Origin of the sequence: Ponticaulis koreensis DSM 19734 (assembly GCF_000420665.1) — a bacterium.
GTDB classification, from domain to species: domain Bacteria; phylum Pseudomonadota; class Alphaproteobacteria; order Caulobacterales; family Hyphomonadaceae; genus Ponticaulis; species Ponticaulis koreensis.
On the sequence record NZ_ATVJ01000001.1, the window covers coordinates 974,074 to 986,896 of the forward strand.

16 protein-coding genes are annotated in these 12,823 nt (G+C 54.3%); 11 read left to right on the forward strand and 5 right to left on the reverse strand.

The window, feature by feature from the left end; translation table 11 throughout:
• Window position 1: 1 nt before the first annotated feature.
• Window positions 2-982: an alpha/beta fold hydrolase gene (locus G523_RS18070; RefSeq protein ID WP_022693966.1), complete on the forward strand. Its 981-nt coding sequence runs from the start codon at window positions 2-4 to the stop codon at window positions 980-982.
• Between the two features lie 3 nt (window positions 983-985).
• A complete protein-coding gene (locus tag G523_RS0105160) occupies window positions 986-1,261 on the forward strand; it encodes a DUF2312 domain-containing protein (RefSeq protein WP_022693967.1) in 276 nt (91 codons plus the stop codon).
• A gap of 67 nt (window positions 1,262-1,328) precedes the next feature.
• Here G523_RS0105160 and G523_RS0105165 read toward each other — a convergent pair whose 3' ends face one another.
• Complete coding sequence (locus G523_RS0105165; protein WP_022693968.1) at window positions 1,329-1,646, reverse strand: hypothetical protein; 318 nt, start codon at window positions 1,644-1,646, stop codon at window positions 1,329-1,331.
• 219 nt (window positions 1,647-1,865) lie between these two features.
• Between G523_RS0105165 and G523_RS0105170 the strand changes: the two genes are divergently transcribed.
• The 4 genes from G523_RS0105170 (at window position 1,866) to G523_RS0105185 (ending at window position 5,257) form a co-directional block, all read left to right on the forward strand.
• Entirely contained in the window at window positions 1,866-2,399 is a 534-nt protein-coding gene (locus tag G523_RS0105170; RefSeq protein WP_022693969.1) for a hypothetical protein, read from the forward strand.
• 81 nt (window positions 2,400-2,480) lie between these two features.
• On the forward strand, window positions 2,481-3,350 hold the full coding sequence (locus tag G523_RS0105175) for an SDR family oxidoreductase (RefSeq protein WP_022693970.1): 870 nt from the start codon (window positions 2,481-2,483) through the stop codon (window positions 3,348-3,350).
• Between the two features lie 76 nt (window positions 3,351-3,426).
• Window positions 3,427-3,891, forward strand: a complete 465-nt coding sequence (locus tag G523_RS0105180; RefSeq protein ID WP_022693971.1) for a hypothetical protein — start codon at window positions 3,427-3,429, stop codon at window positions 3,889-3,891.
• A gap of 64 nt (window positions 3,892-3,955) precedes the next feature.
• Complete coding sequence (locus G523_RS0105185; RefSeq protein WP_155802591.1) at window positions 3,956-5,257, forward strand: hypothetical protein; 1,302 nt, start codon at window positions 3,956-3,958, stop codon at window positions 5,255-5,257.
• On the opposite strand, the gene G523_RS0105190 is transcribed toward G523_RS0105185, so the two are convergent.
• Window positions 5,254-6,603: an ABC1 kinase family protein gene (locus G523_RS0105190; RefSeq protein ID WP_033232739.1), complete on the reverse strand. Its 1,350-nt coding sequence runs from the start codon at window positions 6,601-6,603 to the stop codon at window positions 5,254-5,256. The two genes, G523_RS0105185 and G523_RS0105190, sit on opposite strands and share 4 nt — an antisense overlap.
• A gap of 90 nt (window positions 6,604-6,693) precedes the next feature.
• Between G523_RS0105190 and G523_RS0105195 the strand changes: the two genes are divergently transcribed.
• On the forward strand, window positions 6,694-7,356 hold the full coding sequence (locus G523_RS0105195) for a peptidoglycan DD-metalloendopeptidase family protein (protein WP_022693974.1): 663 nt from the start codon (window positions 6,694-6,696) through the stop codon (window positions 7,354-7,356).
• 56 nt (window positions 7,357-7,412) lie between these two features.
• Here the strand turns inward: G523_RS0105195 and G523_RS0105200 are convergent, their stop codons facing one another.
• Window positions 7,413-7,736 (reverse strand): UrcA family protein, encoded by a 324-nt coding sequence (locus G523_RS0105200; protein ID WP_022693975.1) that lies wholly within the window; start codon window positions 7,734-7,736, stop codon window positions 7,413-7,415.
• Window positions 7,737-8,093: 357 nt separating this feature from the next.
• Here G523_RS0105200 and G523_RS0105205 point away from each other — a divergent pair, with 357 nt between their 5' ends.
• Window positions 8,094-9,578 carry a sigma-54-dependent transcriptional regulator gene (locus G523_RS0105205; RefSeq protein WP_022693976.1) on the forward strand — a complete coding sequence of 495 codons (1,485 nt, stop codon included), beginning with the start codon at window positions 8,094-8,096 and terminating at the stop codon, window positions 9,576-9,578.
• A 4-nt stretch (window positions 9,579-9,582) separates the two neighbouring features.
• Here the strand turns inward: G523_RS0105205 and G523_RS18075 are convergent, their stop codons facing one another.
• Together G523_RS18075 and G523_RS0105215 are read right to left on the reverse strand one after the other, a co-directional pair.
• Complete coding sequence (locus G523_RS18075; RefSeq protein WP_155802592.1) at window positions 9,583-10,074, reverse strand: hypothetical protein; 492 nt, start codon at window positions 10,072-10,074, stop codon at window positions 9,583-9,585.
• An 89-nt stretch (window positions 10,075-10,163) separates the two neighbouring features.
• Window positions 10,164-10,448 (reverse strand): hypothetical protein, encoded by a 285-nt coding sequence (locus G523_RS0105215; protein ID WP_022693978.1) that lies wholly within the window; start codon window positions 10,446-10,448, stop codon window positions 10,164-10,166.
• 105 nt (window positions 10,449-10,553) lie between these two features.
• Between G523_RS0105215 and G523_RS0105220 the strand changes: the two genes are divergently transcribed.
• The 3 genes from G523_RS0105220 (at window position 10,554) to G523_RS0105230 (ending at window position 12,759) form a co-directional block, all read left to right on the forward strand.
• The gene (locus tag G523_RS0105220) at window positions 10,554-11,126 is read left to right on the forward strand and encodes a hypothetical protein (RefSeq protein WP_022693979.1); all 573 of its coding nucleotides are present in this window, start codon (window positions 10,554-10,556) and stop codon (window positions 11,124-11,126) included.
• Between the two features lie 17 nt (window positions 11,127-11,143).
• Window positions 11,144-11,677 carry an RNA 2',3'-cyclic phosphodiesterase gene (gene thpR / locus G523_RS0105225; RefSeq protein ID WP_022693980.1) on the forward strand — a complete coding sequence of 178 codons (534 nt, stop codon included), beginning with the start codon at window positions 11,144-11,146 and terminating at the stop codon, window positions 11,675-11,677.
• A gap of 104 nt (window positions 11,678-11,781) precedes the next feature.
• Window positions 11,782-12,759 carry an alpha/beta fold hydrolase gene (locus G523_RS0105230; RefSeq protein WP_022693981.1) on the forward strand — a complete coding sequence of 326 codons (978 nt, stop codon included), beginning with the start codon at window positions 11,782-11,784 and terminating at the stop codon, window positions 12,757-12,759.
• The last annotated feature ends 64 nt before the right edge of the window (window positions 12,760-12,823 follow it).

Here is a 12,823-nt window from a genome sequence, read left to right on the forward strand (position 1 = left end):
TATGACCGCTTTTCGATTTTCTCTCGCGCTTATGGCGCTCCTGTCACTTTCAGCCTGCATCACTTCGCCCATGTATACGTCTCGCGTTGAAGCCCGTTATCCGCCCGCCGGAGAGTTCGTCTCGTTTGAAGGCGAAGAGTTACATGTCGTACGTCGCGGAGAGGGGCGACCGGTTCTGATGATCCATGGTGCGAGCGGCAATTTGCGCGAGTTCAGCTTCACGCTTGCTCCACATCTGGAAGATGCTCCTGTAGAGCTCATTATGGTCGACCGGCCCGGACATGGTTATTCAGGGCGGTTTGGAGACGCTTACGAACTTGGTGAACAGGCGCGAGCTATGGCCGCCGCTGTTCAGGCGGGAGGCGGCGAGCCTGTGGTTGTCGTTGGGCACTCATTTGGCGGCGCTGTGGCGCTTCGGTTTGCACTGGATTATCCCGAGCTGACGCGAGGTATCGTCCTTTCGGCGCCGGTAACCCATGACTGGGGCAGTGGCGGTGTCACCTGGTACAATAAGATCGCATCTATTCCGGCTATCGGTCATGCTTTCTCTCAGTTTGCGCCGCTCGTCGGGCCAGATATTGCGCGCTCCAGCCTTGAGAGCCTGTTTTCGCCTGCGCCGGTGCCGGAAGGCTATGCTGAAAACCTCGGTGTGGATCTCTTGTTTCGCCCACCGAATTTTCGCGCGAACGCGCACGACCTGATCAATCTGCGCGATGAGCTAAGCGTGCAGGAGGCGCGGTATGCGCGCGAGCTGAATGTGCCCGTGGTTTTGTTCTCGGGAACGTATGACACGGTCATCAAGCCGAGCCTTCACGCTGCGCGGCTAAGACGCGATTCACCAGACCATGTTGTGCTTGTCCCGCTGGAGGATGAAGGGCATATGCCTCACCACGCGAAAGCAGCGCTTATCGCAGAGACAATCGCTCGACTCGCACGCGGCGAATCGGTGCAGACATCGGATTTTCTGAACGTAACGGGGTAAGTCATGTCAGACGAAGAGTATTCCAACGTATCCATGCAATCGCTGAACGAAGCGACGAAGGAAAAGCTTCGCCAGACGGTCGCCCGTATCGAGCGGCTGGAAGAAGAGAAAACGGAAGTCGCTCAGCAGATCAAAGACGTTTATGCGGAAGCCAAGGCTTTTGGTTTTGATGTGAAGGCGCTTCGCCAGATCATCAAAATCCGTAAAACAGACCGTCAGGAACGTGAAGAGCAGGAAATGGTTCTGGAAACCTATCTGCTCGCGCTTGGCGAGATCTGATTTTCAGGCAATAAAAAATGGCGCGATCATTCGCGCCATTTTTGTTTAAGTTGCGATGTGGTGCAGCTTATTCGAATTCAGTGCCAACAAGCGCAGCTTCGTTGGTGAATGCTGCGAGGTTCATTTCGCGGCCTTGCTGAACAGCAGCTTCATAAGAGCGACGGACGCATGCGCGCTCTGCAGCAGCTCGGCTGCGCACAGCTGAGAATTCAAAATCAGTTTCCGCGCAGATCGTACGTGCAGCTTCAAGAACCAGCTGGTGTGCTTCTACGATTTCAGCGGCAGACTGAGGCTCAACAGCGACTTTCACGTCGATAGAGTCCTGCGCATATGCGCCGCCAGCGATGAGGGTGAAGAGTGAAGCCCAAGCGAATGCTTTTTTCATAACAGAGTGTCCTTACAGAGGTTGATCCCGGAAACTCCCTAAAAGAACACCGGACTTGAACGCCGGATTAAAGGCATAATACAATACAGCTACTATTCCTAAAGCCTATAATTGGGCATTGGTGGTATGCTGTTGCGCATAGATAATCTATGCAGGACTGCCCTCTGGAATGTTTCTTTAAAGGCGTTAAATTTGTCCGCGCTGAAAGGGTGAAGCTTCGTGCCGCGCGATACTGACGAAAAGAAAACACGCAAAGCGCTGCGAAAGCTGCGCAAGGCTGCTGAACGCGCGGAAGCTGAGGGTATCGAGTTATCTGAATGGGAACAGGAGTTCGTTGAGGGAATTGACGAGCGCCTCAACAAATACGGGTCAGCTTTTAATGACCCCAACCTCGGTGCCTCTGATGAGGCTTTGTCCCGGGCTCAGACCGAAATTCTCCGTCAGCTTGATAAGAAGAGCCGCGGCAAGGGCGGAAGCAGTTTTAAACAGCGAAAGCCGCTAAAGGCGAAGAAAAGCGGCAAAACCTTCACGCCTAATGTTCGTGATCTCAATGATGACGTTGAGCCACCGGCTGATGCGCCTGTCGCGCCAAAAAAACCGGAGCTTTCGGTAATTAAAGCGGTCGATCTCGGCAAGAAGCCGGAATCTACCCGCGCGAAGGCGACGGATGTAAAAGACGGAACGAAACGTACTCCTTATAAGGTGTCGCCTTTTCGCGTCATTGAGGGCGGAAAGTCAGAAAGCGAAAGCTGATGTGCGGGGCTGCTCACGATTTAGTGACAGAGAACTGCGCTTGAGAATGAACCATACAGGGACCCGCCGCGTAGATACTGCATGCAAAATCAATCTGAAGAGCCGACAGTCTTAGTCACCGGAGCATCCTCCGGCATTGGATTTTCAATCGCAGAAGGCCTCGCCGGTGCAGGTTGGAAGGTCTTCGCCGGCGTGCGCGGAGATGATGACGCACGAAAGCTGCAAGCGGCGCACGAGAACATTCGTGCGGTTCGTCTCGATGTGACGAGCAATGACAGCATCACGTCTGTGGAAGCTATTTTACGTGAAGCGCTCTCCGGTCGAACGCTCAATGGTCTGGTGAACAATGCAGGTATCGCGAAAATGGGCCCGCTTGCGCTTCAGCCTATGGATGAAATCCGCGCTCATTTTGAAGTGAATGCATTCGGTTTGATGGCAGTTACCAAAGCGATGTTGCCACTGCTTGGCACTGATGAGACCCGTACAGGCCCGAAAGGCCGTATCGTCAATATTACCAGCGTAGGCGGTGAAGTCTCCGCGCCCTTCCTTGGCGCTTACTGTGCCACCAAGCATGCGGTTGAAAGCTTCACTGACTCGCTGCGCCGCGAACTGGTCATCTATGATATCGATGCAATTGCCGTAGGCCCGGGATCTGTGAAGACGCCGATCTGGGGTAAGGCGGAAGATGCCAATAAAGACTCGCGCTATGAAAGCTCGCGCTGGGGACTCGCGCTCAGCATTTTTGCAGATGTGATGCTTCAGGGGGGCAAGGATGGTCTGCCGCCGGAAAAAGTTGCGGAGATTGTCGAAACGGCGCTGACGGCGAAAAAGCCGAAAGCTCGCTATGCGCCGGTACCAGACAAGCTGACCAACTGGATTTTGCCGAGATTGCTTCCCAAGCGCGTTGTCGATGGCTTTATGGCAAAACGTTACGGTCTCAAAATGAAATAGGCGCTTGCCTGGCTGTCTGGTTAATTCTTGAATTAACGTCCGTTTTGCATAGGCTCACCCGATAAGGGAGGGAGCCATGCTTCCAGAACATGTCGATCCGGTCGTGTTTGCGATCATCTGCCTTTTTGCGGTGGTGTTTTCCATCGCCGGGCTCGTAATGCTGTATCTGGTTTTGCGCGTGCCCCGTCAGGGAGACAGGGCGAAACTGAGAATCGTTGATTTTGAAATTCATGTCGGCGGTGAGGGCGAGGCCTATCCGCCTGTATATGAGGTTCTGGATGGGCCGCGAGCCGGAGCGATCGTTCGGTCTTATAATTTCAGCTCCAAATCTTCTTCGACAGTTCGCACAACAAGTTATCCGAACAAGAAAACGGAGAAGCTAAAGCTTCGCGTTGGCCGTGAAACGGCTGGTTGGGTTCATCGCGTGGACGATAAGGGACTCAGCACGAAGGATTTTGTGTTTCAGATGCTCTTCGCTATGCCCTTCTTGCTGGTTGGCATTGGTGCCATTGTGCTCGCCGTGAGAATGTATTTCCGATGATGTGCTCAGGCAGAACATTTTATGACCTTCGGTCCTGTACGCTTCTCTTCAGGACAAAACAGCTGTGATCAGACAAAGACTAACAGTGCTCCGTGATCTTCCGGACGATGAGACTCTGGTGCGAGAGGCGCGGGAGACCTTCCGCATTTTTCGGTCGCAGTCTAACGGCCTTTATTTTGTAGATAGTGAGGCTGAACGTGAGTCTCCAAACCCTGTATTCGGCGCACACTATGACAGCCTGTTTCGGGGGGCTGACGATCCAGTGCCGGAGATCATCGAGGCATTCGCAGCAGAAAGCTCAGACCGCATCGGCGAGTTTCAATACTGGCCGGAGATGATCTCTGAAGCCATCGCGCTGAGCCGAACCTTCCAGACGCGCGTTTTGTCCTATTATGGTGACGACGAAGGTGCTGATTTCGCTGCGGTTGCGGAGAATGGAGAGCTTTTGCGGCTACGGTTTCAGGGCGAGAGGGAAGAGATAAGAAAGCTCTCAGATGATGAGGCTCACGCGGTAGAAACTGAAATCCACGCCGAGCGCATTTCGCCCGAAGATGAGGGCGGCGTGGATGTGTTCGAATTTGCAGCTTTAGAGGCGTTTTACACCGGCAATGGTAAGCCTGAGTGGAAACGGTATTGGAAGTATATCGAAGGTGAAATCGGTCGCCGCGTCGTGTTCCGGTCCTTATGGCATGTGTCGTCAGAGTTTCCGTCCGACGGCATGTTCCGCAATGCCTATGTCGAGTTCAAAGAGGCTTTCGGGCATGATCTGAAAGATCCCTATTACGAGCCTGAGGACTATGAACTCGTCACGGAAGTGAAGGTCAAAAAGCCACGAGCCCCGATCTGGCCTCCGCTTCGCAGACGCCTCCTTCGTTTCGTGAAACGCCATCCATTGTCGATTGGCTTTGTGTGTCTTGTGATCGTCGCAGGTTTGTTTGCGGACCGAACAAAAGAGACGTCGACGGGCAATAGCTTTGAAGAAAATTGCGAGATTGTTGGCGGGGAGTACCGGAGCGTCCGGGCGGCAAATACCGTATCACAGGGCTCGGGCAACCGTTGTGAGATTGGTGGCGAACTCTACACTCGCTACGAGCTCCCATTCACGGGTGAAACGCCTGAACCTGTCGCAGCTTATCTGAGTACAGTTTCATGTGAGGCGGGAGGGGCCGAGCTGTGCCCCGCACTGGATGGCCAAGTCTTCACCGGGGAGATTGAGGGCTTTACCTTTGAGCCAGGCCAAAACCAGATCCTGGTGCTCGGGCGACGCGCTCTGTGTGAACAGACCTCGCCTGGCAGGTGCGCTGATGGCTCACCTGCTTTTGAATACTCGCTCCGACAGGCGATCCCGATCGGAAATGAAGACTAGCTCAAACCGACCTGCGCGAGTGCCTCTGCCTGACGCGTTGCAAGTGCAGTGGCATCAAAGCCCTGAATGCTTTCTTCGAAGAGCTGGTAATAGTTCAGCTCTGCGCCCAGTCTCAGATACGCTGCGCCAAGGCCAATAGCGGCCCGGTCCATGAAGACAAACTCTGCAGGTATGGTGACGGGGCCGCGTTCTTTCAGAAGGCGGCGGACTTCAAACGCTTCCTTACGGCCATATTCGCCCGGCTTTACACCGTCCGCGATCTGGCGAACCCGGTCGTCGAGAATTGGTCCGTAAATGAAGTTTGCCCAGACGTTCAGGACCTCTCCCAGCTCGCGGTTCAGGTTCTTAAAGCCCCAAATGTCATAGGCTTCCATACAGCCGTTAAAATCATCGGCGCGGATGGCTTCGCGCAAGCGGACAACGCCTTCAACAAAGCTTGCCGGGAAAATTCGTATGCAGCCGAAATCAAGAAGGTTGATGCCAGTGCCTTCGCCGGTGATCTGGTAATTGCCCAGATGCGGGTCGCCATGGATGACGCCATAGCCATTCATCGGGCCCCACCAGGTCCAGAACAGCATTTCGGCAATCCGGTTTCGTACCTGTTGTGGTGCGTCTTCAAAATCCTGAAGCGGCTTGCCGCTGACCCAGCTCATGGTGAGCAGGCGGGACGTTGAAAGCTCGTCTACCGGGTCGGGCACACAGACGAAATCCTTGTCCGCCAGCATCAGCTCGTAAAGCTTCATAGCTTTACGCTCACGCTCATAATCAAGCTCTTCGCGCAGGCGGGAGGAAATCTCATCGACGATTTCGGACGCATCAATCGAGCCGTCCATTCGGCGGAACAGACCCATCATGTTCTTAAGCTGGCCAACATCGCTTTCAACGGCGCTGGCCATGTCCGGATACTGAAGTTTACAGGCAATCTTGCGCCCGTCATGCGTCATGGCTTCATGGACCTGTCCGAGCGATGCGGCGTGTGCGGCTTCCTTGCCGAAATCGGCAAATTTGGATTGCCAGTCCGGCCCGAGCTCGGCGCGCATACGGCGCTTCACGAATGGCCAGCCCATGGCTGGTGCGTGCGCCTGAAGCTGGGAAAGTTCTTTGGCGTATTCCGGCGGAAGGAAATCCGGAATGGTGGAGAGCATCTGGGCCACTTTCATAAGTGGGCCCTTTGTATTCCCTAGCGCAGAGGCAAGTGCCGCAGCGATCTTGTCATCTGATCCGCCAAACACCTGGCTGGCGCCGAATTTCAGCGCGGCGCCGGAGAGGTTCGTGCCGACCTTCATGGTCCGGCCTATACGGGCGGAAAATCTGTTGCGTTCGGGATCTTCAGTCACTTTGGTCAGTCTCCTTGATGAAAGAGATAGTCTATGACTTACATCTGCCAATGTGACGCTTTGGCGTTCGCATCATGATTTTTACCGATTGGAGCCCTTATGACCACGCAGGAACGCTTTCAAAGCTGGTTGAAGTCTGACCGTCCGGCACCTGCCGAAATGATGGAAGGGCTGCATGGCGATGTGAAACACCTTCGGCTGGATAAAGCGGGGCTTGAAGCGCGCGGCTGGAAAGATGTCCCTAAAGACTGGTCGCCTGAAGACGGCGAGCTCTGGGCCGGCGGATATATGGAAGACCGCTCCATCTATGACAGCGATGTGTTCACCGGAGATGGTGAGCCGCGCACGGTCCATTTGGGTGTCGATGTCTTTGCGCCGGCCGGAACGCCGGTCTTTGCGCCAATTGAAGGTTTTCTGCATAGCGCGCAGGTAAACGCGGGTGAGCTTGATTACGGCCCGACCATTATTCTTCAGCACGAAATGCCCGGTGGTCTGATTTTCTGGACGCTCTATGGTCACCTCTCAGAGGAATCCATGTTTGGTCTCGAAGAGGGCGATCTGATTACGGCGGGAGAGGTCTTGGGTGAACTTGGCGGGGCCGAAATCAATGGGGGCTGGTCACCGCATGTGCATTTTCAGGTCATGCTCGATTTGAAAGGTAAGAGCGGCGATTTTCCGGGCGTTTGCAAAAAGTCTGAAGCCGATAGCTGGGCTGCAATCTGCCCGTCACCGTATGAAATCCTCGGTCTCAAACTCACATAAAAAAGCACCGCCATCTCGTAAGATGGCGGCTTTGGAGTTGGGCGAAAATTCCGATGTTAGCCAACAGCTTCACCTGTCTCAGTCTCGTAAACTGCATTCATGTGACGCGAGTTGAGACTTTGGACCGCGCTTCGTGTGGTTTCTTCGATACAAGCGCGCTCAAAGCGGCGGCTTTCCATATCACGTACGCCGACTGAGACGTCACAGGCTTCTTCGATTTCATCCTGAAGGCGGTCGTAGAGTGCTTGTGCACCTTCTTCCGTGATCAGTTCAGTACGATCATAAGAAAATTCGATCGCAAATTCTTCCTGTGCGAGTGCAGCTGGTGCCGCCAGTCCAATGCCCATGACTGATGCTGCTGCGATAAGTACGTTTTTCATTTTCAGTGTCCTTCCTAAAGTCCGGCCCTGTGCCGGTTTGTTCTGGATCACTGCTCCCTACAAACACGTTTATATCGAAAAACAACATGAACTGCAAGTGAAATTATCGTAATTCAATAAATTTTGCAAGATAGTTCAGATTAGCCTGAAATTGCTGCCTACCCCTATATATAGAGAATCCTATTCCGGGGGGCGTGTTTGTCCCGACATATTCATTTCACTGACGGGTTTTGTCGGGACGGCCAGAAATGCGCGTCCGGCACAAAATTGCGTGGTCTGCATTAAGGCTAATTTTAAACCAGTGTGCCATCTTGGCACCCTGTGACACGCCATAAGGCGGGACGAGGGTGATGTATTATGGCTAAGACGGTTCTCGTCGTAGATGACGATCCGACACAACGTCGTTTGCTTCAAGCGGCTGTAGAACGCGCAGGGTTTGCCTGCCGCGTTGCACCAGATGGTGAAAGCGGTCTTGAAATGGCGCGTAATCCTTCTGATGGCGTAGACGTCATGCTGCTGGATCTGGTTATGCCAGGCCTGTCGGGCATGGAGGTTCTGGAACGCCTGCAGGAAGTTCGCCCTGAACTCCCCGTTATGGTTCTGACGGCGTCCGGTTCGATTGATACGGTTGTTCAGGCCATGCGCGCCGGAGCTATCGACTTCTTCGTTAAGCCGGCCTCGCCTGAACGTGTTGTTGTTTCTATCCGCAACGCGCTACAGATGACGGAATTGCGCGGCGAGGTGAAACGCCTCAAGAAAACAGCCAGCGGAGAATTGTCGTTTGATGACATGATCGCCGCAGCGCCGCCTATGCGTCAGGTGGTTCGCCTCGGTCAGCGTGCCGCGTCCTCGAATATTCCAATCCTTATCCTTGGCGAAAGCGGTGTCGGTAAGGAAGTCATTGCGCGCTGTATTCAGGGTGCATCCGAGCGCGCAGGTCGTCCATTCGTGACGGTGAACTGCGGCGCGATTCCTGAAAATCTTGTCGAGAGCATTCTGTTCGGTCACGAGAAAGGCGCGTTTACAGGCGCTGTTTCCAAATCGCCCGGTAAATTCGTGGAAGCCGATGGCGGTACGCTCTTCCTCGATGAGGTTGGCGAGCTGCCGCTGGATATGCAGGTAAAGCTTTTGCGTGCGTTGCAGGAAGGTGAGGTCGACGCGGTCGGCTCACGTCGCCCGACTAAAGTTGACGTACGGATTATCTCCGCGACCAACAAAGATCTTTCCCAGCTCGTCGCTGAGGGCCGCTTCCGTGAAGACCTTTACTATCGTCTGAACGTATTCCCGGTCGATATGCCGTCTCTTCGTGAGCGTAAAGAAGATATCGCGGCACTGACTGCCCACTTTATTCGCCGCTTCAACGCGTCGGAAGGCACGAAGGTTACTGGCGCAAGCGCGGCAACTCTCGCACTTCTGAACGCCTATGATTGGCCGGGCAACGTCCGCCAGCTTGAGAATATGATTTTCCGGGCTGTTGTACTTTGTGAAGGTGACGAGCTCGAGCCTCAGGACTTCCCGCAGCTAAGTGGCCTTGTCGGTGAACTATCAGACCTCGACCAGCTAGCTGCCGAAGGACCATCTGTATCTGCTTCTACGCCAACAAGTGCGACGGTGGAAGCGTTCAGCGAAGCCTTCGATCATCCGGTTCGTATCACAGACACAACCGGCGAGCTTCGCCCGCTTGAAGAGGTCGAGCGTGACCTGATCCAGTATGCGATCGACTTCTACGCCGGTCATATGTCTGAAGTGTCCCGCAAGCTCGGGATTGGCCGGTCTACGCTCTATCGCAAGGTGCGCGAGCATGATCTGCGTGTGACGCCAGAAGACAAAGCTGCGAGCTAAACGCTCAGCCGCCGGCTTGCATGCGGACCAGAGGCTCGATGGTCTCAGCGTAAAAGAGCGCTTCCGGCACATCGCGGCGAACGCCTGCATTTGCATTCGTGTGCAGGTCTACATCTGTCGATTGGACGTCGGCTTCACCGTGCAGCGCCGTCATACTAGCTTCCAGATTCGGAATATCGCCACTTTCGACAAGGACCCACACCATAGCCAGTTCGTCATTCAGAAACACGAACTCAGCGAGACGTGGGGCACCAAAATAGTCAAATCCTTCACAATCGATCTGGCTACGCGATGTGATGCCTGGCACGGGCGGTGGATCAAGTTCTCGGAAGGTCTGGGCTGAGCAAAGCGGGCTCAGATTGTCGGTCATGACTTCAGCATTAGTCCCGAAAGAGATGACATCCGGTTGTGAAGCGTCGGTTGCGCTGGCGCTTGCGCAAAGTGAAGCGGCAAGGCCGGTGCAAATGGCCAATGAACGAAAGGCTGAGGTAATCACGACCGTTTTCTCCTGAATCAATAATCTGATCAGGAGAAAACACATTTATTGAAAAACAACAACACATTTTTGTTTTTCGAGGTGAAAAATCAGCCTTCGCGCCATTTTTCCATAGCGAGTGAGATCTGGAAGGTCTCACGATATTTAGGGCTGTCTGACGGACGCGGCGGCTTTGCAGCTGTCATGGCCATGATTTCAGCGAGCTTGTTGTGCGCTGAACCGGATTGGCCTGCGCCAATATAGGCGTGAAGCTCTACCAGAGCAGAAGACAGCGGGTCGCGCGCGCGGATTACGAAATACGGCTCGTCATCTGGAAGGTCTTTATACACTTCAAACTTGGAAGGGTTGGCTTTGGAGCCGAGTGGTGCACTCATGGGATCACCTTTCTGGAGCGTCGAATCATTTGCCTAAAGGTCCGCGATATCGCGCCATTCCGCAAGTGAACCGTCCGTCGCATGTACGTGGATATCGGGGGATAAATGAGCCGTTCGACCCTTTGGATACGTGTGTTTGTCGTGATCTTTATCGCGGTGTGGTTCGTCGTGTCCGAAAGCTTTCTGCGTGGTGCGTCGCGACTTGGCGTGGAGCCGGACTGGCTGGCGCAGTTGTTCGTCTGGCTTCAGGGGGTGATTGGAGGTCCATATTATGGTGGGCCGATGAGTTATATCGAGACCAATCCGCTGGCCGCGCCAGTTCATGTTTATCCGCCCTGGTATGCCTATCCAGTGATTGCGATCTGGACGTCATTCCGGCTGGAGTTCTTCGGTGAAGCGCGTGATGAAATCGCGGTGGGACTGACCTATCTGACAATATTGCTGCCGTTATCGTTCGTTTTTGCGCCGGCAGACCGGTTGAAACTGGTTGGCATCAATATTCTGATATGGCTGCTGTTTCCGATATTGGCGCTTGGATATGCCGGCTACAATAAAGCCGATCTGGAGCCGGACTTTTTCAGTCTGGCGGTGCTCATCGCCTATTATTTCGAATTCGTGGTGTTCATCCCGGTCATCATGTTTATCGTAAGGATGCAGAAACCTGAAAACGAGTTCTGAGCGGGGAGGCCATTGAAATGTATCGTCTCTTTGCAGGCATAGAAATTCCGCGCGAAATTGGAGAAGAGCTTCAGGCGATCTCAAAAAAGGTGACTGGTGCGAGCTGGCGACCAATCGAGAACTATCACATCACGCTGCGCTTCATGGGGGAAGTCGACCGCAATACGGCTGAAGATCTTGACCATGAGCTGTCTCTGATTGAGGCGAAGCAAATGCAGCTCACACTGAGCGGGGCAGGCTGGTTCGGCTCATCTGAACCTACTGCGCTCTGGGCGAGTGTTGAGGCCGATGAGGACCTCACGCGTCTTGCCGAACGCTGTGACCGCGCCGCAAAGCGTGTCGGGCTCTCTCTGGATAAGCGCAAATTCCGTCCCCACGTGACACTGGCCTATTGTAAGGGGACGCCTTTGCAGGAGGCTGCTGCCTTTGCAGAAAAATATGGTTTTCTGAAACTTGGTCCGTTCTGGGCCGACCGGTTTCACCTCTATTCGAGCTGGTCTGGCAAGGGGCCGTCACGTTACGTTTCAGAGGCAGAATACCCGCTGACATGATTGTCGCGTGAAAGCGAATTTACCCTATAGCAACCAAAGCATTTGTCTTTAGTATAAGAAATTCGGAATTTGCTTAGCCCGATGCGGGGCGCACGAGTGATTTGATGAGTGATGAAATAGAAAAACATACTCCGGCTGAACCGGGGCCACTCTCTCAGTATATGGGCGATATACCGCCTTCTCCTGAATGGTTCACCCGCGCCATCGCAACGGGTTATGATACGCGCTTTGTGCGGGTAAATGGCGCGCGCATTCATTATCAGAGCTGGTCCAGCCCTAAAAAGCCGGGGCTTCTTCTGGTGCACGGTAACGGGGCGCATTCGCACTGGTATGATTTCATCGCGCCCTATTTTGCCCAGCACTATAACGTCGTTGCCATGACATTCTCCGGGATGGGCGAGTCCGACTGGCGTGATACTTATGACATGGAGACCTTCGCTGAGGAGCAGATCGCTGTCTGCGAAGCGACGGGCATGTTCGACCACGCGATCAAGCCGACCATCGTGGCGCACTCTTTCGGCGGGTTCGTTACCATCCTTACGGGTGCAAAATACGGGGATCGCCTGACAGGCACCGTGATTGTGGACAGCCCGGTCAATCCGCCCGAGCGGGATATCTCCACACGCCCGCGGCAGGCGCGCGGAAACCGCGTCTATCCGGACCTGAATACGGCGCTTGGTCGTTTCCGCCTCGCGCCGGTCCAGCCATGCGATAATCATTACATTATGGACTATATCGCGCGCTGGAGCCTGAAGCAGGTCGATAATGAGCGCGGCAAAGGCTGGGCCTGGCGTTTTGATCCGGACATCTGGCAGCGTTTTGAATTCGGCAAACCGGCTTCAACTCTGCTGAAGGAAACGGCCTGCCGTATTGCGCTCTTCCGCGGTGAGGAGTCTGAGCTCATGCCGGATGAGGTGAAAGACTATATGGAGCAGATTCTGGATCGTAAGGTTCCGTTTGTGTCCATCCCGCATGCACGCCACCATGTCTTGCTAGATCAGCCGCTCGCCTTCATCGCGGCACTCAGAGCATTGCTGGCTGACTGGGACCATTCAGAGCCAAACCGGACGATCAGCATCTAAATCGCGGCAAATTGGCAGGTTTTCCTGTGACAGGTCTTGCCGAAATGGCTGCTTCAATCTATCC